The following is a 23,379-nucleotide window of genomic DNA, read 5'->3' as shown; positions in this document are numbered from 1 at the left end:
GACAAAGGGACTTGCGCAGGCCTTGCTGCTGTGTATTAAATCGGTATACCAAATGAATGCGGGAAAAGCAAACCAACCCGTGGCCCCATCTCACCCCGCTGTCCCTTCCCCGGAAGGGCGCGATCCTGTCGCTGGCGCTTGCATGTCGTTCGACCCGTTCCGTCCCCGAAAGCCTGCAGCCGGTTTCCGGTCTGCTCCCCTCGGGGAGGCGGTGCCGGCCGCCTCCTGCCGCACCCGATAGAAAGGCCCGCCATGTCAGTCTGGAACTGGTCAGGTTTCTTCAACTATCTCACCAACGCCTACATCCTCGAAGGCGTGTTCACGACGATCTGGCTGACCTGCGTCTCGCTTTTGTGCGGCCTGTTCCTCGGCTTCCTCATCGCCTTGATGCGGCGGTCGAAACTGCAGGTCGTGCGCGGCATCGCCTGGTTCTACATCTGGCTGTTCCGCGGCACGCCGCTCCTGGTGCAGCTCATCGTCATCTACACCGCGCTGCCGCAGCTCGGTATTCGCTTCTCGGTGGTGGAGGCCGCCCTGATCGGCCTCGCGCTCAACGAGGCGGCCTATCTCGCCGAGATCATCCGCGCGGGCATTGAGGCCGTGCCGGAAGGCCAGTCCCGGGCCGCCCGGGCGCTGGGCATGACCGAGCGCCAGATCATGCGCTACATCATCATGCCGCAGGCCTTCAAGGTCATCATCCCGCCGCTCGGCAACTCGGTGAACGGCCTGCTCAAGACCACCTCCGTCACCTCGGTCATTTCCATGGAAGAGCTGCTGCGCCGCACGCAGGTGCTCATCCAGGAGAAGTTCATGGTGCTGGAGCTCTTCGCGGTCGCGGCCCTCTACTACCTCATCCTGACAACGCTCTGGGACTTCGTCCAGCGACGCATCGAACGCCGATTCGGCCAGTCGACCGCCGCCGTGGGTCTCACGGAAAAGCGCTGAATCTCCATAAGGGTACCTTCAAGATGTCTACGAAATTTCGCGGTGTCTTCACCGTGATGATCACGCCGGTCGACGGCAATGGAACGCCCGACCTTTCAGCACTCGCGGCCTTCACCGACTGGCAGATCCGCGAGGGCGTGCATGGTCTCATCCCGCTCGGTTCCACCGGCGAGTTCCTGTCGCTGTCCGAGGAGGACAAGGACGCGGTGGCGCGCACGGTGATCGACACCGCCGCCGGCCGTGTGCCGGTGCTGATCGGCACCGGCGCGGAGGACACGCGCGAATGCGTCCGGCTCGCCCGCAAAGCTGAGCAGATGGGCGCCGACGGCGTGATGATCATCCCGCCGTTCTACTCCACCCCCACCGACGACGAGCTGGTCGAGCATTACCGCGCCATCGCCGCGGCGATCTCGATCCCGATCATGGTCTACAACAACCCGGCGACGTCAAATGTCGACATGAAGCCGGAGCTGCTGGCCCGCATCGCCGAGATCGACGGCTGCGACTACGTCAAGGAATCCACCCTCGAGGTGACGCGCATCCGCGATATCGTTCGCCTCGCCGGCGACCGCATGGTGCCGTTCGGCGGCATCCTCGGCTTCGAATCCTTCGTGATGGGCGCGCAGGGCTGGGTGGCGGTCGCCTCCAACGTCGCGCCGGGGCCGATGTCGCGCATCTTCACGCTCGCGGCCGACGACAAGGATTACGATGCGGCCCGCGCGCTCTATCTGGAGTGGTTGCCGATCATCCAGGCGGTCGGCGGCCAGGCCTATGTTGCCGGCACGAAGTCGCTGCTCTCGCATATGGGCTTTGCGACCGGGGCGCCGCTGCCGCCGCGCCTGCCGCTGCCGCCGGCGCAGGATGCGCAGATGAAGGCGCTGGTCGAGCAGTTCGGCCTGCGCTTCGAGAACTGACCGGAGGCAGACGCCCATGTCCGCTGCGGCCCCGCACAACGCCAGGCCGGCCCCAGACCTCGTGACCGTCCATCTGGACGGCGAGGCGCACCGTGTCGATCCGGGCACGTCCGTCGCCGCAGCCCTTGCGGCCGGCGGGCGCTCCGCCTTCTCGCGCGATGCGGCGGGCCGTCCGCGCGGACTGTTCTGCGGCATGGGCGTGTGCCACGATTGCCTCGTCACCATCGACGGGCGCACCAGCCAGCGCGCCTGCATGACCAAGGTGCAGGACGGCATGCGGGTCGAGCGGCAGGCCGCGCGTCCCGACATTCTCTCGTCTTCCCTTGCCGATCTTGCATCCGTCCCGGCGGAGCTTCCCGCGCGCACCGTCGATGTCCTCGTCGTCGGTGCGGGGCCGGGCGGACTTTCCGCCGCCATCGCCGCGGCCCGTGCGGGCGCCAGCGTTACCCTTGTCGACGAGCGGCCCGCCGCCGGCGGCCAGTTCTACAAGCAGCCGGCAACCGGGGAAGCGCGGGCAGCGCTCGCCCGCGACCGGCAGGCGCAGGACGGTGCCGGCCTTGTCTCCGAGGCCCGCGCCTGCGGCGTGGAGCTTCTCTCCGGCGTCACCGTCTGGGGCGCCGAGCGCCAGGCGGACGGAGCTTCCGTGCTCGGTTGCCTCGGCCCCGACGGCGCCTTCTACATGCGCCCGCGCATGCTGGTCGTCGCCACCGGCGCGTTCGAGCGGCCGGCCGCGCTTCCCGGCTGGACCCTGCCGGGCGTCATGACCACGGGCGCGGCGCAGACGCTCCTGCGCAGCTATGCCAGCCTTCCCGGACGCCGGTTCGCCATCACCGGCAACGGCCCGCTCAACATCCAGGTGGCCGGCGAGATCCTGCGCCATGGCGGCAAGGTCGTGTGCCTGGCCGACCGGGCCCGCGCGCCCTGGTCGAGCCCGCGCGATGCCATCGCCATCCTGCAGGCCGATCCGGCGCTTGCGCTGAAAGGCATGGGCGAGATCGCCGCCCTGCAGCGCGCCGGTGTTTCCATCCGCTGGCAGACCCGCGCCGTCGAGGTGCTGGGCGAGACCTCTGCGCGGGCCGTGCGCCTCGAAGGTCCGTCCGGCGAAGAGGTGCTCGAGGTCGATACGGTGCTGGTCGGCGGCGACTTCGCTCCGTCCAACGAGCTGTCGCGCCTGCTGGGCCTTGCCCATGTGGTTGCCGGCGACAGCACGCTGGTCGCGCATTGCGACGAAAGTGGTGAGAGTTCCGATCCGCACGTCCATATCGTCGGCGAGGCCGCGCGCTTCGGCGGCGCCCATGTCGCCATGGCGGCCGGGCGTCTGGCCGGCCTCGCCATTGCGCGCAAGCTCGGGTTTGCCGCCGAGACCGATCCGGCCGCGCAGCGCCGGCTTGCCCGCGCCCGCCGGTTTCAGGCGGCGCTGTGGCAGCTGTTCCGCCCGGCGCAGGACGCGCAGGCCGACGCCCGCGCCACGCTGTCCTGTCGCTGCGAGAGCGTCGGCTTGAGCGTGCTGCGCGAGACGGCCGCCGGCGGCCCGCCGGACATTGCCACCTTGAAGCGCCTGACGCGCGCCGGCATGGGCCGCTGCCAGGGCCGTTATTGCGGGCGCACACTGACCGCGATTGCCGGTCGCCCGGCCAATGAGACCAATGGTCTGCTCGCCCCGCAGATGCCGCTGCGCCCGGTGCCGCTGGCAGCGCTCGCCGTCGAAAAGCCCGAATGGGGCGGCCACAAGCGGGCCTTGCTGCCCGAACGTCCGCCGCTGGAGGCTCCGGAGCCTCTGCCGATCCGTGAGGTCGCGACGCTCGTCATCGGCGCCGGCATCGCCGGCCTCTCGACCGCGCTCTTCCTCGCCGAGGCGGGGGAGGACGTCGCGGTGGTCGAGCGCGGCTTCCCCGGCGGGCTCGCCTCGGGCGGCAATGCCGGCAGCCTGCATGCCCAGCTGCTGTCCTTCGACCATGGCGCCAAGGCGGAGGGCGACGGCGGTGCTGCCGCCCGCACCCTGCCGCTGCAGCTTGCATCCATCGACCTCTGGCGTGAGCTGGAAGTGCGGCTCGGCCGCGACTTCGAGATGAAGATCACCGGCGGGCTGATGGTCGCCGAAACCGAGGCGCATCTGCGCTTCCTGGAAGAAAAGACCCGCGTCGAGCGCAGCCACGGCATCGACTGCCAGGTGATCGGCCGCGAGGATCTCGCCCGGCTCGAGCCGGGCCTGTCGCCGGCGATGATCGGCGCCGCCTATTGCCCGCAGGAGGGCAAGATCAATCCGCTGGTCGCCACCCGCCATGTGCTGGACGGCGCAGTCGCGGCCGGCGCCCGGGTGTTCGACCGCACCGAGGTTCTGGCGATCCACCGCGAGGGCGCGGGCTTCGTCGTGGAGACCTCGCGGGGATCCTTGCGCGCCGGGCGGCTCGTCAATGCCGCAGGTGCCTTCGCCGCGCGGATCGGCGCCATGCTCGGGCTCGACGTTCCCGTCTTCGGCGCGCCGCTGCAGATGGTGGTAACCGAGGCCGCCGCGCCTGCCGTCTCCCATCTCGTCGCCCATGCCGACCGGCACCTGACCTTGAAGCAGGCGGCCAACGGCAACTTCCTGATCGGCGGCGGCTGGACCGCCGGGCTCGATCCCGTGCACAGCCATCCGCGCCCGCTGTTCTCAAGCCTGGAGGGCAATCTCTGGGTCGCCCAGCACGTGGTGCCGGGCCTGCGCAAGCTGCATGTGATCCGCAGCTGGGCGGCGATGAACATCAACATCGACGGCGCGCCGATCCTGGGGCAGCACCCGGCGATGCCCGGCTTCTTCAACGCGGTGACGTCCAACGGCTACACGCTCGGCCCCATCGTCGGGCAGCTGACGGCGGCGCTGGTGCGCGGCCGCGACCCCGGCCGCGATCTTTCGGCCTTTTCCATTTCCCGGTTCCAAGGAGGGTGACCATGATCGAGATCACCGGAGTGACGAAGTACTACGGCAAGTTCCCCGTCCTGAAGAACTGCTCGACCAGCGTTGCCAAGGGCGAGGTCGTCGTCGTCTGTGGCCCGTCCGGTTCGGGCAAGTCCACCCTCATCAAATGCGTCAACGCGCTGGAGCCGATCCAGGAAGGCTCGATCCGCGTCGACGGGGTCGAGGTCAACGACCCGCAGACCAACCTTCCCGAGCTGCGCTCGCTGGTCGGCATGGTGTTCCAGAATTTCGAGCTGTTCCCGCATCTCACCATCGAGAACAACATCATGCTGGCCCAGCGCATCGTGCTGAACCGCAACCAGCAGATCGCCCGCACCCGGACGATGGAGCTTCTGGAGCGTGTCGGCATGAGCGGGCACGCGCACAAGTATCCGGGCCAGCTGTCCGGCGGCCAGCAGCAGCGCGTGGCGATCGCCCGGGCGCTCGCCATGAACCCCAAGGCGATGCTGTTCGACGAGCCGACCTCCGCGCTCGACCCGGAGATGATCTCCGAGGTGCTGGACGTGATGACCTCCCTGGCGAGCGAGGGCATGACGATGATGGTCGTCACCCACGAGATGGGCTTCGCCCGCCGCGTCGCCACCCGCATGGTGTTCATCGACCAGGGCGAGATCGTCGAGGACCGCCCGACCGAGGAGTTCTTCACCGCCCGCCACAACCCGCGCACCGAGGCCTTCCTCGGCAAGATCCTGCATCACTGAGGGGGCGGACATGTACCGTTTCGACCTGATCGTGCGCGGCGGCACCATCGCCACCGCCTCGGACGTGTTCCGTGCCGATATCGGCATTCGCAACGGGCGCATCGCCCAGATCGGCGAGGCGCTGACCGGCGATTGCGAGGTGATCGACGCGAGCGGCAAATATGTGCTGCCCGGCGGCATCGACAGCCATGTCCACGTCTCGCAGCCCTCGGGCGAGGGCATCGTCATGGCCGACGACTTCGAGAGCGGCACGCTCTCGGCCCTGTTCGGCGGCAACACCACCATCATGCCCTTCTGCCTGCAGGAGAAGGGGCGGCCGATGCGCGAGGCGCTGACCGCCTATCACAAGCTGGCCGAGGGCAACTGCTACACCGATGTCAGCTTTCATCTGATCGTCTCGGACCCGACGGACAGTCTGCTTGGCCAGGAGCTGCCGGCGCTCGCCGCCGACGGCTATTCCTCGTTCAAGGTCTTCATGACCTACGAGGACCTGCGGCTCAGCGATGCGGAGATCCTCAAGACGCTGGACGTTGCCCGTTCGACGGGCGCCACCGTCATGGTCCATTGCGAGAACGAGGACGCGATCCGCTTCCTCATCGCCCGGCACGAGGCGGCCGGCGACGTCGCCCCGCGCGCCCATGCCTCCACCCGTCCCGTGGCGGTGGAGCGCGAGGCGACGCACCGGGCGCTGTCGCTCGCCGAGATCGTCGACGTGCCCATCGTCATCGTCCATGTCTCCAACGGCGAGGCGATGGAGGAGATCGCGCGGGCCCGCGCGCGCGGGCTCAAGGTGGTCGGCGAGACCTGCCCGCAATACCTGGTGCTGACGGCCGAGGATCTCGACGGCATGGACTGGGAGGGGGCAAAGTTCGTCTGCTCGCCGCCGCCGCGCGACAAGGCGGCCCAGGCCGAATGCTGGCGCGGCATCGAGACGGGCGTCTTCGACCTGTTCTCGTCCGACCATTGCCCGTTCCGCTACGACGACGAGCGCGGCAAGCGCAATCCGAAGGGCCTCACCAGCTTCCGGCACATCCCCAACGGCATTCCCGGCGTCGAGACGCGGCTGCCGATCCTCTTTTCAGAAGGCGTGATGAAGGGGCGGATCGACCTGCCGCGCTTCGTCTCGCTGGCCGCGACCGCGCATGCGCGCACCTACGGCCTCTATCCGGAAAAGGGCACCATCGCCATCGGCTCCGATGCCGACCTTGCCATCTGGGACCCGGCGGAAAAGCGCACCATCCGCCACGCGGACCTGCATGACGGGGCCGACTACTCGCCCTACGAGGGGCTGGAGGTCACCGGCTGGCCGACCACGGTCATCCTCGGCGGCCGGGTGATGGTCCGCGACAACACGCTCGTCGGCGCCAAGGGCGACGGCACCTATCGTTCGGCCCGCACCCGCGGCGCCGCTCCGCTTTGACGTCCAAAGGAGGAAACACTATGAAGATCAAGATCACCGCCGGCCCCTTCACCTTCGATGCGGTGCTGGAGACGGAAAAGGCGCCGGAGACCTGCAAGGCGTTCCTGGCGCGCATGCCCTTTGCCGGGCAGATCGTGCATGTGCGCTGGTCGGGCGAGGGCGTGTGGATCCCGCTCGGCGACTTCTCCTTCGGCGTCGGCTACGAGAACCACACCAGCCATCCGGCGCCGGGCCACATCCTGCTCTATCCCGGCGGCATCAGCGAGACGGAGATCCTGCTCGCCTATGGCGGCGTCGACTTCTCCTCGAAGATGGGCCAGCTCGCCGGCAACCACTTCATCACGCTGACCTCCAACCTCGACAAGCTGCCGGAGCTCGGCCGCAAGGTCCTGTGGGAAGGCGCGCAGGACATCCGCTTCGAGGCGGCCTGACCCTTCAGGCTCAGTCCAGCACGGCGAACTGGTCGAGGATCCAGAAGACCTCCGCGGCCAGCGCCACCACCATGAAGGCGATGTGGAAGCGCGGCGCGCGTATCCACATCGCAGCAATCGACAGGGTGGCAAGCACCGTCTGCCGCAGCGGGTAGAACGCCCCGAACGAGCGGAAGTGCTCCGCCCCCTTCATCGCCGTATCCAGCATGTCGATGCAGAACAGCGTCGCCAGCAGCCCGTAGAACCACTTCTGGCGGGTGTGGAAATAGTCCCGGTAGCTCGCATTCTCGCCGACCTTGTCCGGGAACAGGATGGCGCAGGTGAAGAAGAAGCACGAGGCGTAGGCCACCACCAGGAAGTAGAGGCCGAACGTCCAGCGCTCGATCCGGGCAAGGCCGATCTCGAACCACCAGAAATGCATCACCGCCAGCAGCAGGAACAGCGCCCAGCCGATATGGACGCTGTAGAGATGCTCGCGGCGCGGGGTCTGCACCATGTTGGCGAGCCCGTTCAGCAGCCGCGCGACGCACAGGCCGGTGATGATGCCGATGAACACCCGCACATGCAGGAAGGCGCCGGCATTGGGGACGATCGTCTCCATCGTGTCGCGGTCTCCAGTCTCGCTTGTGTCACGGCGCCAGCCGGATCGCCGTGGTCTCCTTGCCGGTGCGGATCACGAACATCGTGTAGAAGCGCGCCACATTGGTCTCGTTGCGGAACAGACGTTCGCACAGCCCGTCGAATTCCTCCATGCCCGACAGCCGCAGCATCAGGACCACGTCCGTCTCGCCGCTGACGCTGTAGGCCTGCACCACCGCCGGCTCGTTCTCCACCAGCGCCAGGAAACGGCGGGTCTGCTGCTCGCCGTGGCGCTCCAGCTCCACCGTCACCACAGCCTTCAGGCCCTTGCCGGCGCGTGTCGGGTTGAGAATGGCGACCGTGCGGTCGATGACGCCGGCCGCCTTCAGCCTGCGGATGCGGCGCAGGCAGCTCGACGGCGACAGGCCGACCTCCTCGGCAAGGTCGGCATTGGTGCGCGCGGCGTCCGCCTGCAGCAGGTTCAGCAGCTTCCTGTCGATGCGATCCATGGCGCCTCCAGCGTTCGGATCACTATGCAATAAAATTGCACGAAGCTGCAAAGTTTGACCAAAAATGCCGCGCGGCTGCGGTATCGGTAGCGCACGAAAATGTCGGAGTGACTCGAATGTCTGTGCGTGCGCAGCTGATCCAGCGGACCCGCGATACCTTTGGAATCTATTGGGAACTGGTGCGTATCATCGTGCCGGTTATGGTGATCGTGGAGATCCTGGCGCGTCTTGGCGCCATCCGCGCCATGTCGCCGTATTTCGAGCCGGTGATGCAGCTCTACGGCCTGCCGCCGGAGATCGCGCTCGCCTGGCTCACCGGCCTGCTGATCGGCCTGTGGGGCGCCATCGTCATCGTCTTCGCCCTGGTGCCGGTGTCCGAGCTCACCGTGGCCGACATCACCGTCTTCTCGACCCTGCTGCTTTTCGCGCATGCGCTGCCCATCGAGCAGCGCATCATCCAGCGTGCCGGGCCGGGCTTCTGGATCACCACGGTGCTGCGCGTTGTCGGCGGTCTCGCCTGCGCGGCGCTTCTCCACCAGCTTTACGAGGCCACCGGCTGGCTCTCCACGCCGCTGTCGCCGGTGTGGATGCCGATGGAGGAAACCTCGACCTGGACCGGCTTCGCCGTCGGCCTCGGCAAGACGCTTCTGATGATGCTGGTGATCCTGTTCGGCCTGTGCTGGCTGATGGACATCCTCAAGGTCACCGGCATCATGGACCGGCTGATCCGCGCGCTGGTGCCGCTGTTCCGCCTGGCGGGCATTGCTCCGCCTGCCGTACCGTTCGCGTCCGTCGGCCTGCTGCTCGGCATTTCCTATGGCGGCGGCTTGCTGATCCGCGAGGCGCGGGAATCGCGCGTCGACCCGCGCCAGGTGTTCCTCGCCAGCGCCTTCATGGGCTTTGCCCACAGCCTGATCGAAGACACGCTGATCGTCGTCGCGGTGGGCGCGGACTTCACCAGCGTCTTCTTCGGCCGCCTGCTCTTCGCCGTCGTTGCGACCGCTCTGCTGGCCAAGATCGTCTCGCTGATCCCGGACTGGATCCTGTTCGCCGAACCGGCGCAGGCCCGCGCCGCGCGCGAAGCCGGGGCGGATGCCGCCTGAGCCTTGCCGCCTGACGTTTTACGCTTGAGGCTCGCGGCAGCCGGTGCCGCCGCGAGCCGTTTCCGATCTGCGTTCAGCGCGCCGACAGGCGCGTGCCGAGCGGGCGGATCACCAGCAGGTCGACGGCCAGCATCGCGATCAGCGACAGGCCGACCAGCGGGAAAATGATGCCGCCGATGGCGAGGATAGCCAGCAGCCCGCGGAACACCCGTCTGTCCGCCGGCATCGGCGGCACGCCGAGGCTGCCTTTCGGCCGCCGCTTCCACCACATCACGCCGGCTGAGACCGCCAGCATCACGATGGCCAGGCACACGACGACCAGCAGGAGCTGGTTCGCCAGGCCGAATTGCTGACCCATATGCGTGTTGATGCCGAATTCCAGCCATCGGCCGAGCGGGCCGTAATCGGCATAGCTCATGTCGACCAGCGGCTTGCCGCTGTACTGGTCGAGATGCACCACGCGCTGCTGCGCCAGGTCGTCCGGATAGACCGAGGCCGAGTAGACGCCGGTCGGCGAGGAGGGCAGGCCGATCGTGTAGCCCCGGTGCAGGCCCAGCCCGTCGATGATCTCGACCGCGCGGTCGAGGCCCATGTCGCGTGCCTGCGGCGCCGCATCAGTCGACTGCGGGATCCGTGCCTGCTCCAGCGACCATGTGGTTGGCGCGATTTCGGCCAGCTTGACGTCCGACATCGGCACGTCGACGCGCACGCCGGCTGGATAGCCGAAGTTGTTGCCGTTGGCCCATTCGTTGACCTTGGCGCCCCAGTTGCCGGACCACGGCATGCCGGTGATCGCCAGGAACACGATGAAGAAGCCGACGAAGATGCCGGTCACCGCGTGGGTGTCGCGCCAGAACATCCGGTTCTTCGGCGTGCCGCGCACGCTGGTGACGCCGCCGCGCCCGCGTCTGCGCGGCCACCACAGGTAGATGCCGGTGCCGACCAGCAGGATCGACCAGCCGCCGACGATCTCGATCACGCTGCGCACGGTGGGTCCGAAATAGCGCAGGCTGTGCAGGTAGCGCACGGTCCACATCACCGTGCCGCGGTCGGGCAGGGCGCCCAGCACCGTGGCGTCGTACGGGTCGACATAGACGGCGAGCCGCTGGCCCGTGTCGGCACTGACGGTGATCTCGGCAGAGTCGCTGTCTCCTGCCGGCGAGATGTACTTCACCGCCCGGCGGGGATAGGCGTCGAGCGCCGCCGCGACGATGGCGGACGGCGTTGCCTTGGCGACGGTCTCGCGGATTTCCACCCGCTTCAGGTCCGCGTGCAGGATCGCGTCCAGTTCCTCGCGGAAGAGATAGAGCGCGCCGGTGACGGCGAGCGTGATCATGAAGGGCAGGACCAGAAGGCCCGCATAGAAGTGCCAGCGCCAGACGGCGCGGTAGAGATCGGAGCTGGAAGCGGGGGAGGCGAGCGCCCCCGTTCCGGCGTCCTGCGCGGTGGTATCGGTCATCGATGGATCTCCGGGCACAGCAGCCCCTGCGCCGCGCGCAATGCTGCGGCGGCGGGACGGCCTCGGTGCCGTTTGTCGGGACGATCCGGTGGCGCCGGCCCGAAAGCCTCGCCCGGCGCCGTGCCGGGATCAGTGGGTGCTGTGGTCGGTCTTCTTGCCCTCGCCGTGACCATGGCTGCCATGGTCCTGCGCCTTGCCGCCGGCGCCCATCTTGTCGGCCGCCAGTTCGACCTGGATGTCGCCGCCCTTCTCGAAGGTGAGGGTCAGCGGCACCTTGTCGCCTTCGGCGATGGGCTGCTTGAGCCCGATCAGCATGATGTGGATGCCGCCGGGCGCGAGCTCCACCTTGGCGCCGGCCGCCACCTCGAGGCCATCGGCAAGCGGGCGCATCTTCATGACGCCGCCGGCCATTTCCATCGTGTGGATCTCGACCCTTTCGGCAATCGGCGAAGAGCCGCCGACCAGACGGTCGGCCGCGCCGCCCTCGTTGGTGAAGCTCATGAAGGCGCCGGCCACCTTGGCGGCGGGCGGCGTCGCGCGGGTCCAGGGATGACCGATCTGGATCTCGCCGACCCGGTAGCTGTGGGCCTGGGCACCGACGAAGGCGACGAGCGTCAGGGCTGCCGCGAAGACGAACTGAAGAATACGCATGGGATAGGCTCCATAAGTCGCAATTATGCTGACCGGCGGCCTTCGGGCGCGGCCGGTCCTTGGGTATTGGCTTGCGTCAGATGGAGATATGCGGCGGTGCGCGGGCCGGTGGCGGCGGACCTTCCGCGCGCGCAAGCGCGGTCGGTGCCGGGGCGGGCACCCAGGCGTCGGTCTCGGCCGCCTCGGGCGCGGGCAGGACGATCGCGGCAGGGGCTGCCAGCGTGCCGCCGACGCAGGCGAGCTTGCACAGCGTCGAGCAGCAGTCGCGGGCCAGGTCCTTGAGAGGATGGTTGTCGTCCGGTTCGGCGATTGCCGTCGGCGAGCACAGCACATAGGCCGGGCTGGTGCCGTCGGCGGCCATCACCGTGCGCGCATTGGCGGCGATGACGCCCTGCAGCAGCATGGCAAGGACGATCGTCGCGGCCATCGACCACGTCAGCAACCGGTCCTTCAGGAGTTCCCTCATGCTGTGCATGACACGTCTCTAGCTGCGCTGCGTGCATCTGTCACGAGGGGAAATCGTCGCGGGGAAGATGGCTCCCGCGCACCAGCGCTTCTATAGTCGCAGGGTGACCGCCGGCGCAGGGTCGGCATTCGCGAAAGGCGAGGAAAGGCGGGCGGGTGGACGGCAGCGAGGGCATCAAGGGGGCTACCGGCATCGGCGCCGTGGTCGGCGCTGCGGTGCGCCGCGAGCGCCAACGAGCGGGCCTGTCGGCAAGCGAGCTTGCGCGCGCCGCGGGCCTTGCCAAGTCGACCCTGTCGCAGCTGGAATCGGGGAACGGCAATCCCGCCATCGAGACGCTTTGGACACTTGCCAATGCGCTGGGCGTCAGCGTTGCCGCGTTGCTGGAGGCGCCGCGCGGTGAGGTCGAGGTGATCCGCGCCGGCGAGGGACCGTCGACCCGCTCGGACCATGCCGACTATCTTGCCCGTCTGCTGTCTGCGGCCGGACCCGGTGCGCGGCGCGATCTCTACGTGATCGAGGCCGAGCCCGGCACGCCGCATCTTTCCGCAGCGCATGGGCCTGGCACGCGCGAGCATGTGGTGGTGATGCGCGGCCGCGCCCGTCTCGGCCAGCAGGGGCGCGAGGTGGAGCTAGCCGCCGGCGACTATGCCGCCTATCCGGCGGATGTCGCCCACGCGTTCGAGGCCCTGGAGCCGGACACCCGCGCCGTGCTGATCATCGAGCACGGCTGAGACCGCTTACGCTTCTACCGCGTGCCGCAGGGCGGCGAGCGCCAGCAGCCGCGTCGAATCGAGCGTCGGCAGCGGCGAGTTGCCGTCGTTCATCAGCAGCGGGATTTCCGTGCAGCCGAGCACCACGGCGTCGCACCCGTCCTCGCGCGCCATGCGACCGATGACGTGCTGGAAAAAGGCCTCCGCCGAGGTCTCCAGCTTCCCGCGCACCAGTTCGTCCATGATGATGCGGCCGATCTCGGTCCGCTCCGCCTTCGTCGGCAGCACGGTCTCGATGCCCTGCTTGCCGAGCGCCTGCGGATAGACGTCGCTTTCGGTCAGCCACACCGTGCCGGTCAGCGCCAGCCGCCGGAAGCCGCGGCGCGCCGCCTCCTCGGCCACCACCTCGGCGATATGCAGGAACGGCAGGGGCATGCGGTCCGCCACATGCGGCAGGCCTTGGTGGATGGTGTTGTCCGGGCAGATCAGCATGTCCGCGCCGCAGGCTTGCAGCCGCCTGGCACTGTCCAGCATCAGCTCGCCGACAAGATCGGCGCGCCCGGCCTCTAGATGGCGGACGTAGTCGGCAAGCGGCTGCATGTGCAGGCTGACCGGCGGATTTCCGTGGGCCCCGAGCAGGGGCTCGGCTTGCGCGCAAAGGGTGCGGTAGCACTCCGCCGCCCCTTCCGCCGAACAGGCGATGATGCCGACATGCCGTACCATTTCCGCGCTCCATCCATCATTTCGTACGACTGTTCATTATATCGAACGATTGTGCCGGTCAACCGGACGGGCGGAGAGGCGCTCACATCTTCCGGGCAACGGCGCGGAACACCAGCTCCCACAGGCAGGTGGCACCGTTCGCCTGCCGCTCCTGTCGCAGCCGCTCGTCCAGCGTGTCCGGATCGGCGCTGGCCATGTCGGTGATGCCGAAGCGCTCCAGCCGGGGCATCACCGCCCGCACGATCATGCCGACGGGATAGCTGCTGTCGGGCGTCAGGAGGTTCGCCTCCGCCCGTACGCTCTCGACGGCAAGGCCCGCCGCGCTCATCACCTCGTGCAGCGTCAGCCCCATGTCGAGCCGCGCGCCTTCCCGGCTCAGCATCTTTGCCAGCCAGTCGCGCACCTCGTCATGCAGGGGCAGGGGATGGCGCCCGGGCACCAGCTGTGAGGCGTCGTGCTCGTGAAAGGCGACGACCCCGCCGGGCCTGAGTGCGCGGGCAAGCGCTTCGACCGCCGCGACCGGGTCCGCCTGGTACATCAGCACCCTGCGGCCGACGATGGCGTCGATCGTTCCGTGACCGGGAAGCTCCGCATCGAAGCCGCCCTCGATGACGCTCACATTGGCAAGGCCTTCGTCCGCCGCCATGCGCCGGGTCATGTCCAGCATGGCGGGATCGCGGTCGACGGCCAGCACCCGGCCCCCAGGGCCGACCCGGCGGGCGATCATCCGCGTCACCGCGCCGGGCCCGCAGCCGATATCCACCACCGTCCAGCCGGGGGCGATTCCCGCCTCGTCCAGCAGACGTTCGGTCATCAGGTCGACGGGGTTCGTGCTCATGCGGACGCGTCCTTGTCTGCGGTTCGGCGGGCATCCTCTGCGGCAGCCGCGATATCCGCAAGGCCCACCTCGGCCAGCGGCTGGTGCAGGCGCAGCCGGCGCGTGGGCGCGCCGGCCTCGTGGATGCCGATCACCGTTTCCACGTCCGGGCAGCCATCCTCGCCGCAGGCAAGCTCGCTGATGGAAATCACCGCGTCCTCGCCCGGCGCCAGCACCTTGCGCACCGCCTCCTTGATGCGCTGGCGCTGGGCGTGCCGTTCCGCCTCCGTCTCGGCGCCGGTTGCGGCGGTATCGGCGGGGGAGGGGCGTCGGCCTCGCGGGGCGAACGGATTGACGAAGAGGCGCATGCGGCGGGATCCTGATTTGTTATGTAATAACGTTTCAAGATTGGCGAATGCGGATGCGCGCGTCAAGCCGCTTGCGTGAGGTGGCGCCTCAATGTATCGATATATCCAGAAGGAGAGATAGATGGATAAAACATCCGCACTCGCCGCCCTGGCCGCTCTCGGGCAGGAGACCCGGCTCGACATCTTCCGCCTGCTGGTGCAGGCCGGGCCGGACGGCATTGCCGCCGGCGATGTCTCGGCTCGCCTCGGCGCGGTCCAGAACACCGTCTCCGCCCATCTCAAGACGCTGACCCAGGCCGGCCTCATCCGTGCCGAACGGGACGGGCGCAGCGTGCGCTACACCGCCGACATGACGGGCTTCCGCGATCTGCTGGCCTTCCTGATGGAGGACTGCTGCAACGGCGCGCCCGAGCTCTGCCGCCCGGTGATCGACGCGGTGACCTGCAAGTGCTGACCCTCGGCAGACATGAAATGGAGAAGCGGATGAGCGTGCACGGCATCGGGGCGGCGGGCTGACCCATGGGGTTCGATCTCCAGCGCCGGCTTGCGGCGGAGGCACTCGGCACCGGCATTCTGGTCGCGACGGTCGTCGGCTCGGGCATCATGGCCGACCGGCTGACGAGCGATGCCGCGCTTGCCCTGCTGGCCAACACGCTGCCGACCGGCGCGATCCTCGTGGTCCTGATCACCTGTCTCGGACCTGTGTCCGGCGCGCATTTCAATCCCGCTGTCACGATGGTCTTCGCGCTGCGGCGGGCGCTTTGTCCGCGAGAGGCGGGCGCCTACATGCTTGCCCAGGTGTTCGGCGGGCTGCTCGGCACGCTCGTCGCCCACGCGATGTTCGAGCTGCCGCTGCTGCAGGTTTCGGCGACCCTCCGCACCGGGCCGGCCCAGTGGCTCGCCGAGGGCGTCGCCACCTTCGGCCTGCTGCTGACGATCCTCGCCGGCCTGCGCTTCCGGGGCGAGGCCGTGCCCTGGCTCGTCGGCCTCTACATCACCGCGGCCTATTGGTTCACCGCCTCCACCTCCTTCGCCAATCCGGCGGTGGCGGTGGCGCGCAGCATCACCGACACGTTCGCCGGCATCCGCCCGGCGGACCTTCCGGCCTTCATCCTTGCCGAATGCCTCGGCGCGGCTCTTGCCTTCGCGCTGCTGCGGTGGCTTCTTGTGGAGCGGGAGACGGCAGGCGCTGCCCGCGCGGCCTGAGGCCGCCCCCGGCGCCCCGCCGCTCCCGCCACCTGCCTGCCGCCCGCATGGTCTTCGGGCCGGCCATCCGAAAGGTCATTGACGATGTCGCAGCGCCCCCTTGGCGTTGATGCGCAAGCAGCCGGAACCGGCTGGTTCATCACGGCGCTCGGCATCGCGCAGATCTGTTCCTGGGGCACGCTGTTCTACGGCTTCCCGCTGATCGCCGAGGCGATGCGCGGCGACCTCGGCTGGTCCAAGCCGGTTCTCTACGGGGCCGCGACGCTCGGAGTGGTGCTCGCCAGCATGGCCGCCTATCCGGTCGGTGCCGCCATCGACCGGGGGAACGGGCGCTACCTCATGGCGGGCGCCTCCGTGCTCGCCGGCCTGCTGCTTCTCGCCTGGTCGCAGGTGGAAGAGATTACAACCTTCTATGTGGTGCTTGCCGGGCTCGGCATGCTGCAGGCGGCAACGCTCTACGAGCCGGCCTTCGCCGTCATCGCCCGCCGCGTCGGCCCCTTGAAGGCGCGCAGCGGCATCACCGCGCTCACCCTGTGGGGCGGGTTCGCCAGCACCGTCTTCATTCCGATCATCCAGCTCCTGATCGAGACGCAGGGCTGGCGCGGCGCGCTGGTGGTCATGGCCGGCGTCAACGGCCTTTTGTGCGCCTTGCTCTATTTCCTGGCGATCAATCCGGCGCGCGATGCGCCCGCTCCGGTCCATGAGGACGGCAGCGCGCCGCTGTCGGGGCGCCGGGCAGTGGCGGCGGCGATGCGCCGGCCGTCCTATTGGGGCCTGATGCTGGCTTGGGTCTCCTATGCGGCGGCGTTTTCCTCGCTGACCTATCATCTCTATCCGCTGCTGCTGGAGCGTGGGCTGGATGCGGCCGGCGTGGTCGCGGTGATGGCGGTGATCGGCCCGGCCCAGGTCGCCGGGCGCATCGCCATCCGCATGCTGGCGCCGGCCGCGCCCGTGCGGGTTATCGGCTCGGCCATCGTCATCGTCTTTCCGCTCGCCGCTGCCGCGCTCGCCTTCGCTCCGCCCTCGGTGCTGGTGATCGGCGCCGTCGCCGCCGTCTATGGCGCCGCCAACGGCATGATCACCATCGTGCGCGGCCTCGCCGTGCCGGAGATGGTCAGCCGCGAGGCCTATGGCGCGGTCAGCGGCTCGCTCACCGGGCCGATGAACTTCATGCAGGCGCTCGCCCCGCTGGCTGCCGCGCTGCTGTGGCAGGCGTCCGGCGGCTACGGCGCGGTGCTGGCGGCGATCTTTGTCGGCGCGTTGTCGCTGTGCCTCGGCTTCTGGTTCGCGGCGCTGAAGGCCCCGCGCTGAGGCTTGTCACGCCTCGCTCTGCAGGTCCTCGGCCAGATGGTCGATCAGCGCGCGCACCTTCGGCAGCAGGTAGCGGCGCGAGGGATAGACCGCATAGACCTGCGTGTCCGGCGAGGCCCAGTCGTCCAGCACCGTCTCCAGTCGCCGGGAGGCGATCTCCTCGCGCACGTAAGGGGCGGGGATCAGCGACAGGCCGTAGCCGTCCAGCAGCGCCTCGCGCACGGCAAGGCTGGTCGACACCCGGTAGCGGCTTGCGACCGGCATCGTCACGCGCTCGCCCGCGCGCTCCAGCACCCATTCGCCCGCGTTGCCGGACAGCGAGAACTGCACGATCCGGTGGCTTGCCAGCTCCTCCGGGTGGCGCGGCCGGCCGGCCTTGTCGAAATAGCCCGGCGCCCCGCAGATCACATGTCGCATCGCCATCAGACGCCGGGCGACGAGACTGGAATCCTCCAGCTTCGGCGTGCCGCGAATGGCGATGTCGAAGCCGTCCTTGACGAGATCCACCCGCCGGTCGTCGAGGTGCAGGTCGATCTCCACCTCCGGATAGGCCTGCATGAAGGCGGTGATCGAGCGCGACAGGCGGGTCACCGTCAGGCTGATCGGCGCCGCGACCCGCAACAGCCCGCTCGGCCGGTGGCGCAGCGGCTGCATCGACCCGTCCGCCTCGGCGAGATCGTCGAGAATGCGGGCCACCTGCTCGTAGTAGAGCCGGCCCGGCTCGGTCAGGCTCATCCGCCGGGTCGTGCGGTTGAGCAGGCGCACGCCGAGATGGGCTTCCAGCTCGCCGACATTCTTGCTGATCGCCGCCGGCGACAGCGACAGGCTGCGCGCGGCGCCGGCAAAGGAGCCGTCGTCCACCACCCGGCGGAAGACGCGAAGCGCGGTGAGCTGTTCCATGATTATGCACTCTCCGTTTCGAGTGAGCGGATGAATAGCCGTATTATCGCGTAGGGGGAACGGGAATATCTCTTTGGGCAAGGAGGGAGCACGGGCTCCCGGCACCGTTCACGGAGAAACCTGCATCATGACCGTTATCGACATCGCCACGCTTCTGGAAGGCCGCGTCTCGGCCAATCTGTTCGATCCCGCCGCCCACCTCGCTGTCGCCGAGGTCGAGGAGCTCGTCCATCTCGCGACGCGCGCGCCCAGCGCCTACAACCTGCAGAACTGGCGCTTCGTCGCGGTTACCTCGCCCGAGGCCAAGGCGCGGTTGCGCGAGGCGGCCTATGGCCAGGCCAAGGTGTCGGAGGCTGCGGTCACCTTCATCATCGTCGGCAGCCATCCGGATGCAGAGGGGCTCGGCGAGCGGCTGCGCCCGTCCGTCGAGGCCGGGTTCATGCCGGCCGGCATGGTCGCCGACTGGACCCGCGCTGTTGCCGATGCCTATGGCGCCGATCCGGTTTCGGCGCGCGACGAGGCGGTGCGCTCGGCGACGCTGGCCGCCTCCTTCATGATGGTGGCCGCCGCTGCCCGCGGGCTCGCCAGCGGGGCGATGGTCGGCTTCGATCCGGCCCGCGTTGGTGCCGAGTTCGGCCTCACTGAGGGCGAAGTGCCGGTGATGCTGCTCGCCGTCGGCCGCGCCGCGCCCGGCAACTGGCCGCAAAAGCCGCGCCGTCCGCTCCGCGAGGTGCTGTCGCACGCCTGAGCTTGCCGGACGGGCGAGGGGGCTTGTCTGCCCCTCTCGCGCCCGCCAAGATCGCCGGGCGGCGTCCCTGCCGTCCGGCCCGTTCCCGCCCTTCCTCAAACGAGGCCCGTCATGTTCCGCGCTTCCGATCTTCTGACCACCGCGCTCGCGCCGGTGGTCTGGGGCAGCACCTACATTGTCACGACCGAGCTGCTGCCTCCCGGCCACCCGGTTTTCGTGTCCGCCGCCCGCGTCCTGCCTGCCGGTCTGCTCCTGCTGCTGCTGGTGCGCCAGTTGCCGCGCGGCGAGTGGATCTGGCGGTCCTTCGTGCTGGGCGCGTTGAACTTCGCCATCTTCATGGTGCTGCTGTTCATCGCCGCCTACCGGCTGCCCGGCGGCATCGCCGCGACGGTCGGTGCGGTCCAGCCGCTCATCGTCATCTTCGTGGCCGCCGTCGTTCTCGGCAGCGCGATCCGCCCACTTGCGGTTCTCGCCGCCCTTGCCGGTCTGTGCGGCGTCGCCTTGCTGGTGCTGCGCAACGAGGCGGCGCTCGATGCGGTGGGTATCGCGGCGGCGCTGGGCGGGGCCGTCTCCATGGCGCTGGGCACGGTGCTGACCCGCCGCTGGCAGCCGCCGGTCTCGCCGCTCGTCTTCGCGGCCTGGCAGCTGCTCGCCGGCGGGGTGCTCTTGGTGGCGATGGCTGCCGTGCTGGAGCCGCTGCCGCCCGCGCCGAGCGCGCGCAACATGGTCGGCTTCCTTTACATGAGCCTCTCCAGCGCGCTGACCTATGTGCTGTGGTTCCGCGGCATCTCGCGGCTGGAGCCCTCGGCTGTCGCCTCGCTCGGCTTCCTCAGCCCCACCACGGCGGTGCTGCTGGGCTGGGGACTGCTCGGCCAGGCGCTCGCCCCGGCGCAGATCGCCGGTGTCGCGCTGGTGCTGGCAGGCGTCTGGGCCGCGCAGGTCGCGGTGCGGCGCAGGGCCGTGCCGGCTGCGCCTCAGCCCTGAGGCAAAACGTGTTGGGATTAGCTTGCGGGACGGTGGCTCAGCCCGCCGTCTCGCCGTCCTCGATCTCGAACTGGATGCCGAGTTCCGTTGCTGTGCGCCAGCGCACGATTGCGGCGACGGCAATGTCCTCGTTGACGATGCGCAGCTCGAAGCGGTCGGGGATCTCGGCGGTGCTCGGCAGTTTCAGCAGGGCGCCGTCTTCGGACAGGTTGCGGACGCGGCATTCGTGGATTTTCGCCCCGCCGTCCACGACGATCCGGCCGCTTTTGAGCGTCCGGTGGCGCGGACTGCTCCGCCTGTCGCGAATCGTCATCTCATCCCGCCTCCAAGAATCGCGCGAACTATGGCCCCTCTTGCAGTGATTCTCCAAGCTGGTTGCGGCTGCAATAGGCCCACAATCGGGTTTTTTGCGGATTGACCGCGGCAAGGGAATGGCGGGGGAGGCGCGTCGTTTTTCTGCAACAGTCCGCCGGGCTTGCCGGGCCGGGCCGCATCGGCGGGCCGTATCGCTTGACCCTGGGCGCGCGGCAGGTCAACGCTTGCCGCTCAAAGAGGGAGATTTCATCGCCATGACCCTGCTCGTCCTGGGGCTCGTCGTGTTTATCGGCGTGCACACCGTCCCGATGATGACCGGCCTGCGCGACAGCCTGCGTGCGCGGCTGGGCGCCGGCGGCTATCGCATCCTGTTCACCGTCGTCTCGCTCGCCGGCTTCGCGCTGCTGGTCTACGGCTATGGCGCGGCACGGGCCGAAGGCCCGCCGATCCTCTACGATCCGCCGGTCTGGATGCGCCACGTCACCATGCTGTTGATGCTGCCGGTCTTCGTGCTGCTGGTCGCCTCCGGCGCGCCGACCGGGCGCATCAAGAAGGCGGTCGAGCACCCGATGGTGCTGGCGGTGAAGATCTGGGCCTTCGCGCATCTTCTGGCCAATGGCGACCTCGCGTCGGTGCTGCTCTTCGCGGCCTTCCTCGCCTGGGGCGTCGTCGACCGCATCTCGCTGAAGCGGCGCCCTGCGACGCTGGGCGGAGCTGCGGCCGCCGGAGCGCCTTCCGCCGCGGGCGATATCGTCTCGCTGGCCGTGGGTCTGGGGCTCTATCTCGCCTTCGTCTTCTACCTGCACGAGCTGCTGATCGGCGTGCCCGTGGTGTGAGGCGAAACCGGCGCGCGCCTGCCTCACTTGCGCCACGAAGACGCGCAAGGGGAGAGGCGCGCGTTCATTTCGGTGCCTGCCGCTTTTCCGGAGCGGTCACTGCCGTTTGCCAGTGAAAGGTCAAATGGATATGGTGGCGCCGCGCCGCACCGGCAGACCGGGCGGCGCATTTCTCAAGTATCGGGAATTCGCAGCGTATGTCCGACATTTTTCGCGAGGTCGACGAGGAGATCAGGCACGAGCGCTACAAGCGCCTGTGGAACCGTTTCGGGACCTACCTGATCGCCGTTGCTGTCCTCATCGTTGCCGGCACGGCCGGCTGGCGCGGCTGGCTCTACTGGCAGGAGAGCGCGGGCCGCGAGGCCGGTGATGTCTACGTGGCTGCGGCCCGGCTTGCCGATCAGGGCAATTTCGCAGAGGCCGAGGCGCGGCTTGCCGAACTGGCGAACGGTCCGGGCGGCTATCCGCAGCTCGCGGGCATGCGCGCTGCCGCGCTGAAGGCGCAGGCGGACGACAAGGCCGGCGCCATCGCCGCCTTCGATGCGATCGCCGCCGACACCGGCGCCGCGCCGCTGCTTCGCGACATTGCCCGTCTGCGCGCCGGCTACCTGGCGCTCGACCTTGAAGACTACCAGGGCGCCTCGCAGCGCCTCGAGGCACTGTCGGGCGACGACAATGCCTGGCGCTTCCTGGCCCGCGAGGCGCTTGCGCTCTCCGCCTGGAAGCAGAACGACCCCGCCGCCGCCCGTCGCTGGCTCGGCGGCATTCTCGACCAGGAGGGAGTGCCCGGTGACGTCGCCTCGCGCGCCCGCACCCTGCTGGAGCTGATCGACGCTGCCGAAGGCAAGCCGGCCGGGGAGGGCTCCTGATGAGCATGCGCCCGAATAGTCACGTTCTTCACCGCAACGGCTCTCGCGCCTTCCTGCGCGCCGCGACCCTGTCGCTGGCGGCGCTGGCCCTGGCCGGCTGCTCGTCGCTGTCCGATCTCAACCCCTTCTCCAAGGAGACGGTGCTGCCGGGCGAGCGCGAGGCGCTGTTCGACAACGCCGTTCCCGGCGCCGAGGGCGGCAACCGTTCCGCCAGCATCGGCTCGGCCAGCTCCGTCGAATGGCGGCAGGGCGGCGGCGATGCCGGCAACAATTCCGGCAATGTCTCGGCCTCGATCTCCGGCGGCCGCGCCTGGCGCGCATCCGTCGGCGGCAGCGGCGGCGGCATGTTCTCCGGCGCCGTGCGCATTGCCGCTCGTCCCGTTTCCGACAATGGCCGCATCTTCGTCTACAACCAGAACGGCGATGTGACCGCACTGTCGACCAATGGCGGCCGCCTGTGGCGCCGCTCGCTGCGGCCCGAGGGCGAGAGCGGCGTGGCATCCGGCGGCGGCGTTGCCGTCGATGGCGGCCGCGTCTTCGTCGCCACCGGCTACAGCCAGCTCGTGGCGCTGGACGCCTCGTCCGGCGCGGTGCTGTGGACCAAGAGCATCAACGCTCCGGCCCGTCAGGCCCCGGCCGCGGCTGGTGGCACGGTCGTCGCCGTCACCCAGACCGGCGAGGTCCATGCGGCCGCGCAGGACGACGGCGCCGAGCGCTGGTCCTATGCCGGTATCGCCGAAAGCAGCGGCTTGCTCGCCTTCGCCAATCCGGCGATTTCCGGCGGCACCGTCATCGTTCCCTTCACCTCCGGCGAGGTGATGGCGCTCGACATGAAGAGCGGCGAGCCGAAATGGGTCGAGGGCGTGACCCGCTCCTACCGCACCCGCGCGGTCTCCGGCTTCACCGACGTGTCGGCCAGCCCGGTCGTGAATGGCGACATGGTCTTCGCCTCGGGCGTGTCCGGCCGTCTCGTCGCCTCGCGGCTGCGCAACGGCGAGCGCGTGTGGGAGCAGGATGTCGGCTCGCTGCACACGCCCATCGTGTCGGGCAGCAGCGTGTTCCTGATCGATATCGAGGACCGCATGGTCGCGCTCGACCGGTCCAACGGCCAGCCGCTGTGGCGCACCGTGTTGCCGAATGTCGAGGGCAAGAAGAAGAGCCGCATCAACTGGGCCGGCCCGGTGCTCGCCAATGGCGTGCTCGTCGCCGTCTCCAGCGATGGCCGCCTCGTGCGGGTGGATGCCGCCTCGGGCCGCGTGCTCGGCGTGTCGCAGACCTCGGAAGACATCTACGTGACGCCGATCATCGCCGGGGGGCGGATGGTGACCATCACCTCCAAGGGCGACGTCGTCGCGTTCAACTGACGGAGCGCGGGCGCGCGTCGCCCGGCCAGCTCCCGGCCTTTCCGCATCCCGCGTCCGTGACGGCGCGGGATGCTTCATTTGATCCAGGCCCGCG

Annotated in this window: 26 protein-coding genes; 16 read left to right on the top strand and 10 right to left on the bottom strand. The window is 69.0% G+C overall.

The window, feature by feature from the left end; genetic code table 11:
- The first annotated feature begins 252 nt into the window (after positions 1 to 252).
- The 6 genes from BBX35_RS03685 to BBX35_RS03660 are packed head-to-tail and all read left to right on the top strand — an operon-like array spanning position 253 to position 7,367.
- On the top strand, positions 253 to 945 hold the full coding sequence (locus BBX35_RS03685; protein WP_067216143.1) for an amino acid ABC transporter permease: 693 nt from the start codon (positions 253 to 255) through the stop codon (positions 943 to 945).
- A 23-nt stretch (positions 946 to 968) separates the two neighbouring features.
- Complete coding sequence (locus BBX35_RS03680) at positions 969 to 1,859, top strand: dihydrodipicolinate synthase family protein (protein ID WP_067216140.1); 891 nt, start codon at positions 969 to 971, stop codon at positions 1,857 to 1,859.
- A 16-nt stretch (positions 1,860 to 1,875) separates the two neighbouring features.
- Entirely contained in the window at positions 1,876 to 4,785 is a 2,910-nt protein-coding gene (locus BBX35_RS03675) for an FAD-dependent oxidoreductase (protein WP_067216137.1), read from the top strand.
- 2 nt (positions 4,786 to 4,787) lie between these two features.
- On the top strand, positions 4,788 to 5,516 hold the full coding sequence (locus BBX35_RS03670; RefSeq protein WP_067216135.1) for an amino acid ABC transporter ATP-binding protein: 729 nt from the start codon (positions 4,788 to 4,790) through the stop codon (positions 5,514 to 5,516).
- 10 nt (positions 5,517 to 5,526) lie between these two features.
- Entirely contained in the window at positions 5,527 to 6,936 is a 1,410-nt protein-coding gene (gene hydA / locus BBX35_RS03665) for a dihydropyrimidinase (RefSeq protein ID WP_067216132.1), read from the top strand.
- A 20-nt stretch (positions 6,937 to 6,956) separates the two neighbouring features.
- Positions 6,957 to 7,367, top strand: a complete 411-nt coding sequence (locus BBX35_RS03660; RefSeq protein WP_067216130.1) for a DUF3830 family protein — start codon at positions 6,957 to 6,959, stop codon at positions 7,365 to 7,367.
- A gap of 10 nt (positions 7,368 to 7,377) precedes the next feature.
- On the opposite strand, the gene BBX35_RS03655 is transcribed toward BBX35_RS03660, so the two are convergent.
- Positions 7,378 to 7,968, bottom strand: a complete 591-nt coding sequence (locus BBX35_RS03655; RefSeq protein ID WP_067216127.1) for a hypothetical protein — start codon at positions 7,966 to 7,968, stop codon at positions 7,378 to 7,380.
- Between the two features lie 28 nt (positions 7,969 to 7,996).
- Complete coding sequence (locus BBX35_RS03650; RefSeq protein WP_067216124.1) at positions 7,997 to 8,455, bottom strand: Lrp/AsnC family transcriptional regulator; 459 nt, start codon at positions 8,453 to 8,455, stop codon at positions 7,997 to 7,999.
- Between the two features lie 116 nt (positions 8,456 to 8,571).
- On the opposite strand from BBX35_RS03650, the gene BBX35_RS03645 reads away from it, so the two are divergent.
- Complete coding sequence (locus BBX35_RS03645; RefSeq protein ID WP_067216122.1) at positions 8,572 to 9,558, top strand: nucleoside recognition domain-containing protein; 987 nt, start codon at positions 8,572 to 8,574, stop codon at positions 9,556 to 9,558.
- Positions 9,559 to 9,631: 73 nt separating this feature from the next.
- Here the strand turns inward: BBX35_RS03645 and BBX35_RS03640 are convergent, their stop codons facing one another.
- The 3 genes from BBX35_RS03640 to BBX35_RS03630 form a co-directional block, all read right to left on the bottom strand.
- Positions 9,632 to 11,017, bottom strand: a complete 1,386-nt coding sequence (locus BBX35_RS03640; RefSeq protein WP_067216119.1) for a PepSY-associated TM helix domain-containing protein — start codon at positions 11,015 to 11,017, stop codon at positions 9,632 to 9,634.
- A gap of 129 nt (positions 11,018 to 11,146) precedes the next feature.
- Positions 11,147 to 11,668, bottom strand: coding sequence for a copper chaperone PCu(A)C (locus tag BBX35_RS03635; protein WP_067216117.1), 522 nt, complete (start codon positions 11,666 to 11,668; stop codon positions 11,147 to 11,149).
- A gap of 76 nt (positions 11,669 to 11,744) precedes the next feature.
- A complete protein-coding gene (locus BBX35_RS03630) occupies positions 11,745 to 12,143 on the bottom strand; it encodes a hypothetical protein (RefSeq protein ID WP_141687805.1) in 399 nt (132 codons plus the stop codon).
- Positions 12,144 to 12,289: 146 nt separating this feature from the next.
- Here BBX35_RS03630 and BBX35_RS03625 point away from each other — a divergent pair, with 146 nt between their 5' ends.
- Positions 12,290 to 12,865 (top strand): helix-turn-helix domain-containing protein, encoded by a 576-nt coding sequence (locus tag BBX35_RS03625; RefSeq protein WP_208979754.1) that lies wholly within the window; start codon positions 12,290 to 12,292, stop codon positions 12,863 to 12,865.
- A 6-nt stretch (positions 12,866 to 12,871) separates the two neighbouring features.
- Here the strand turns inward: BBX35_RS03625 and BBX35_RS03620 are convergent, their stop codons facing one another.
- From BBX35_RS03620 to BBX35_RS03610, 3 genes are all read right to left on the bottom strand, one after another.
- Positions 12,872 to 13,567 (bottom strand): aspartate/glutamate racemase family protein, encoded by a 696-nt coding sequence (locus BBX35_RS03620; RefSeq protein ID WP_067216111.1) that lies wholly within the window; start codon positions 13,565 to 13,567, stop codon positions 12,872 to 12,874.
- 82 nt (positions 13,568 to 13,649) lie between these two features.
- Positions 13,650 to 14,405, bottom strand: coding sequence for a class I SAM-dependent methyltransferase (locus BBX35_RS03615; RefSeq protein WP_067216108.1), 756 nt, complete (start codon positions 14,403 to 14,405; stop codon positions 13,650 to 13,652).
- Complete coding sequence (locus tag BBX35_RS03610; RefSeq protein WP_083206005.1) at positions 14,402 to 14,752, bottom strand: hypothetical protein; 351 nt, start codon at positions 14,750 to 14,752, stop codon at positions 14,402 to 14,404. Before BBX35_RS03610 ends, BBX35_RS03615 begins: the two co-directional genes overlap by 4 nt.
- Positions 14,753 to 14,873: 121 nt before the next feature.
- Here BBX35_RS03610 and BBX35_RS03605 point away from each other — a divergent pair, with 121 nt between their 5' ends.
- From BBX35_RS03605 to BBX35_RS03595, 3 genes are all read left to right on the top strand, one after another.
- A complete protein-coding gene (locus BBX35_RS03605) occupies positions 14,874 to 15,206 on the top strand; it encodes an ArsR/SmtB family transcription factor (protein WP_067216106.1) in 333 nt (110 codons plus the stop codon).
- A 65-nt stretch (positions 15,207 to 15,271) separates the two neighbouring features.
- Positions 15,272 to 15,958 carry an aquaporin gene (locus BBX35_RS03600; protein WP_067216105.1) on the top strand — a complete coding sequence of 229 codons (687 nt, stop codon included), beginning with the start codon at positions 15,272 to 15,274 and terminating at the stop codon, positions 15,956 to 15,958.
- A gap of 84 nt (positions 15,959 to 16,042) precedes the next feature.
- Positions 16,043 to 17,269: an MFS transporter gene (locus BBX35_RS03595; RefSeq protein WP_067216103.1), complete on the top strand. Its 1,227-nt coding sequence runs from the start codon at positions 16,043 to 16,045 to the stop codon at positions 17,267 to 17,269.
- Between the two features lie 6 nt (positions 17,270 to 17,275).
- Here the strand turns inward: BBX35_RS03595 and BBX35_RS03590 are convergent, their stop codons facing one another.
- Positions 17,276 to 18,169, bottom strand: coding sequence for a LysR family transcriptional regulator (locus BBX35_RS03590; RefSeq protein WP_067216101.1), 894 nt, complete (start codon positions 18,167 to 18,169; stop codon positions 17,276 to 17,278).
- A gap of 127 nt (positions 18,170 to 18,296) precedes the next feature.
- On the opposite strand from BBX35_RS03590, the gene BBX35_RS03585 reads away from it, so the two are divergent.
- On the top strand, positions 18,297 to 18,917 hold the full coding sequence (locus BBX35_RS03585; RefSeq protein WP_067216100.1) for a nitroreductase family protein: 621 nt from the start codon (positions 18,297 to 18,299) through the stop codon (positions 18,915 to 18,917).
- Positions 18,918 to 19,028: 111 nt separating this feature from the next.
- Positions 19,029 to 19,901, top strand: coding sequence for an EamA family transporter (locus BBX35_RS03580; protein ID WP_067216097.1), 873 nt, complete (start codon positions 19,029 to 19,031; stop codon positions 19,899 to 19,901).
- Positions 19,902 to 19,938: 37 nt separating this feature from the next.
- On the opposite strand, the gene BBX35_RS03575 is transcribed toward BBX35_RS03580, so the two are convergent.
- Positions 19,939 to 20,214 (bottom strand): PilZ domain-containing protein, encoded by a 276-nt coding sequence (locus BBX35_RS03575; RefSeq protein ID WP_067216094.1) that lies wholly within the window; start codon positions 20,212 to 20,214, stop codon positions 19,939 to 19,941.
- 256 nt (positions 20,215 to 20,470) lie between these two features.
- Here BBX35_RS03575 and BBX35_RS03570 point away from each other — a divergent pair, with 256 nt between their 5' ends.
- From BBX35_RS03570 to BBX35_RS03560, 3 genes are all read left to right on the top strand, one after another.
- Positions 20,471 to 21,052: an NnrU family protein gene (locus BBX35_RS03570; protein WP_067216092.1), complete on the top strand. Its 582-nt coding sequence runs from the start codon at positions 20,471 to 20,473 to the stop codon at positions 21,050 to 21,052.
- Positions 21,053 to 21,249: 197 nt separating this feature from the next.
- On the top strand, positions 21,250 to 21,921 hold the full coding sequence (locus tag BBX35_RS03565) for a tetratricopeptide repeat protein (protein ID WP_067216090.1): 672 nt from the start codon (positions 21,250 to 21,252) through the stop codon (positions 21,919 to 21,921).
- The gene (locus BBX35_RS03560) at positions 21,921 to 23,285 is read left to right on the top strand and encodes an outer membrane protein assembly factor BamB family protein (RefSeq protein ID WP_341871203.1); all 1,365 of its coding nucleotides are present in this window, start codon (positions 21,921 to 21,923) and stop codon (positions 23,283 to 23,285) included. Before BBX35_RS03565 ends, BBX35_RS03560 begins: the two co-directional genes overlap by 1 nt.
- Positions 23,286 to 23,379 lie beyond the last annotated feature (94 nt).

Origin of the sequence: Stappia indica (assembly GCF_001696535.1) — a bacterium.
Classification (GTDB): domain Bacteria; phylum Pseudomonadota; class Alphaproteobacteria; order Rhizobiales; family Stappiaceae; genus Stappia; species Stappia indica.
The sequence above is the reverse complement of the archived record's forward strand: the minus strand, read 5'-3'. Positions and strand labels throughout refer to the sequence as shown.

Bases quoted from the DNA above. Each gene is read 5' to 3' on its own strand.
- BBX35_RS03685 (WP_067216143.1), top strand. From the start codon at position 253: ATGTCAGTCTGGAACTGGTCAGGTTTCTTCAACTATCTCACCAACGCC.
- hydA (WP_067216132.1), top strand. From the start codon at position 5,527: ATGTACCGTTTCGACCTGATCGTGCGCGGCGGCACCATCGCCACCGCC.
- BBX35_RS03635 (WP_067216117.1), bottom strand. From the start codon at position 11,668: ATGCGTATTCTTCAGTTCGTCTTCGCGGCAGCCCTGACGCTCGTCGCC.
- BBX35_RS03620 (WP_067216111.1), bottom strand. From the start codon at position 13,567: ATGGTACGGCATGTCGGCATCATCGCCTGTTCGGCGGAAGGGGCGGCG.
- BBX35_RS03640 (WP_067216119.1), bottom strand. From the start codon at position 11,017: ATGACCGATACCACCGCGCAGGACGCCGGAACGGGGGCGCTCGCCTCC.
- BBX35_RS03600 (WP_067216105.1), top strand. From the start codon at position 15,272: ATGGGGTTCGATCTCCAGCGCCGGCTTGCGGCGGAGGCACTCGGCACC.
- BBX35_RS03615 (WP_067216108.1), bottom strand. From the start codon at position 14,405: ATGAGCACGAACCCCGTCGACCTGATGACCGAACGTCTGCTGGACGAG.
- BBX35_RS03680 (WP_067216140.1), top strand. From the start codon at position 969: ATGTCTACGAAATTTCGCGGTGTCTTCACCGTGATGATCACGCCGGTC.
- BBX35_RS03655 (WP_067216127.1), bottom strand. From the start codon at position 7,968: ATGGAGACGATCGTCCCCAATGCCGGCGCCTTCCTGCATGTGCGGGTG.
- BBX35_RS03560 (WP_341871203.1), top strand. From the start codon at position 21,921: ATGAGCATGCGCCCGAATAGTCACGTTCTTCACCGCAACGGCTCTCGC.
- BBX35_RS03585 (WP_067216100.1), top strand. From the start codon at position 18,297: ATGACCGTTATCGACATCGCCACGCTTCTGGAAGGCCGCGTCTCGGCC.
- BBX35_RS03630 (WP_141687805.1), bottom strand. From the start codon at position 12,143: ATGCACAGCATGAGGGAACTCCTGAAGGACCGGTTGCTGACGTGGTCG.
- BBX35_RS03605 (WP_067216106.1), top strand. From the start codon at position 14,874: ATGGATAAAACATCCGCACTCGCCGCCCTGGCCGCTCTCGGGCAGGAG.
- BBX35_RS03590 (WP_067216101.1), bottom strand. From the start codon at position 18,169: ATGGAACAGCTCACCGCGCTTCGCGTCTTCCGCCGGGTGGTGGACGAC.
- BBX35_RS03675 (WP_067216137.1), top strand. From the start codon at position 1,876: ATGTCCGCTGCGGCCCCGCACAACGCCAGGCCGGCCCCAGACCTCGTG.
- BBX35_RS03565 (WP_067216090.1), top strand. From the start codon at position 21,250: ATGTCCGACATTTTTCGCGAGGTCGACGAGGAGATCAGGCACGAGCGC.
- BBX35_RS03610 (WP_083206005.1), bottom strand. From the start codon at position 14,752: ATGCGCCTCTTCGTCAATCCGTTCGCCCCGCGAGGCCGACGCCCCTCC.
- BBX35_RS03580 (WP_067216097.1), top strand. From the start codon at position 19,029: ATGTTCCGCGCTTCCGATCTTCTGACCACCGCGCTCGCGCCGGTGGTC.
- BBX35_RS03595 (WP_067216103.1), top strand. From the start codon at position 16,043: ATGTCGCAGCGCCCCCTTGGCGTTGATGCGCAAGCAGCCGGAACCGGC.
- BBX35_RS03660 (WP_067216130.1), top strand. From the start codon at position 6,957: ATGAAGATCAAGATCACCGCCGGCCCCTTCACCTTCGATGCGGTGCTG.
- BBX35_RS03645 (WP_067216122.1), top strand. From the start codon at position 8,572: ATGTCTGTGCGTGCGCAGCTGATCCAGCGGACCCGCGATACCTTTGGA.
- BBX35_RS03670 (WP_067216135.1), top strand. From the start codon at position 4,788: ATGATCGAGATCACCGGAGTGACGAAGTACTACGGCAAGTTCCCCGTC.
- BBX35_RS03650 (WP_067216124.1), bottom strand. From the start codon at position 8,455: ATGGATCGCATCGACAGGAAGCTGCTGAACCTGCTGCAGGCGGACGCC.
- BBX35_RS03570 (WP_067216092.1), top strand. From the start codon at position 20,471: ATGACCCTGCTCGTCCTGGGGCTCGTCGTGTTTATCGGCGTGCACACC.
- BBX35_RS03575 (WP_067216094.1), bottom strand. From the start codon at position 20,214: ATGACGATTCGCGACAGGCGGAGCAGTCCGCGCCACCGGACGCTCAAA.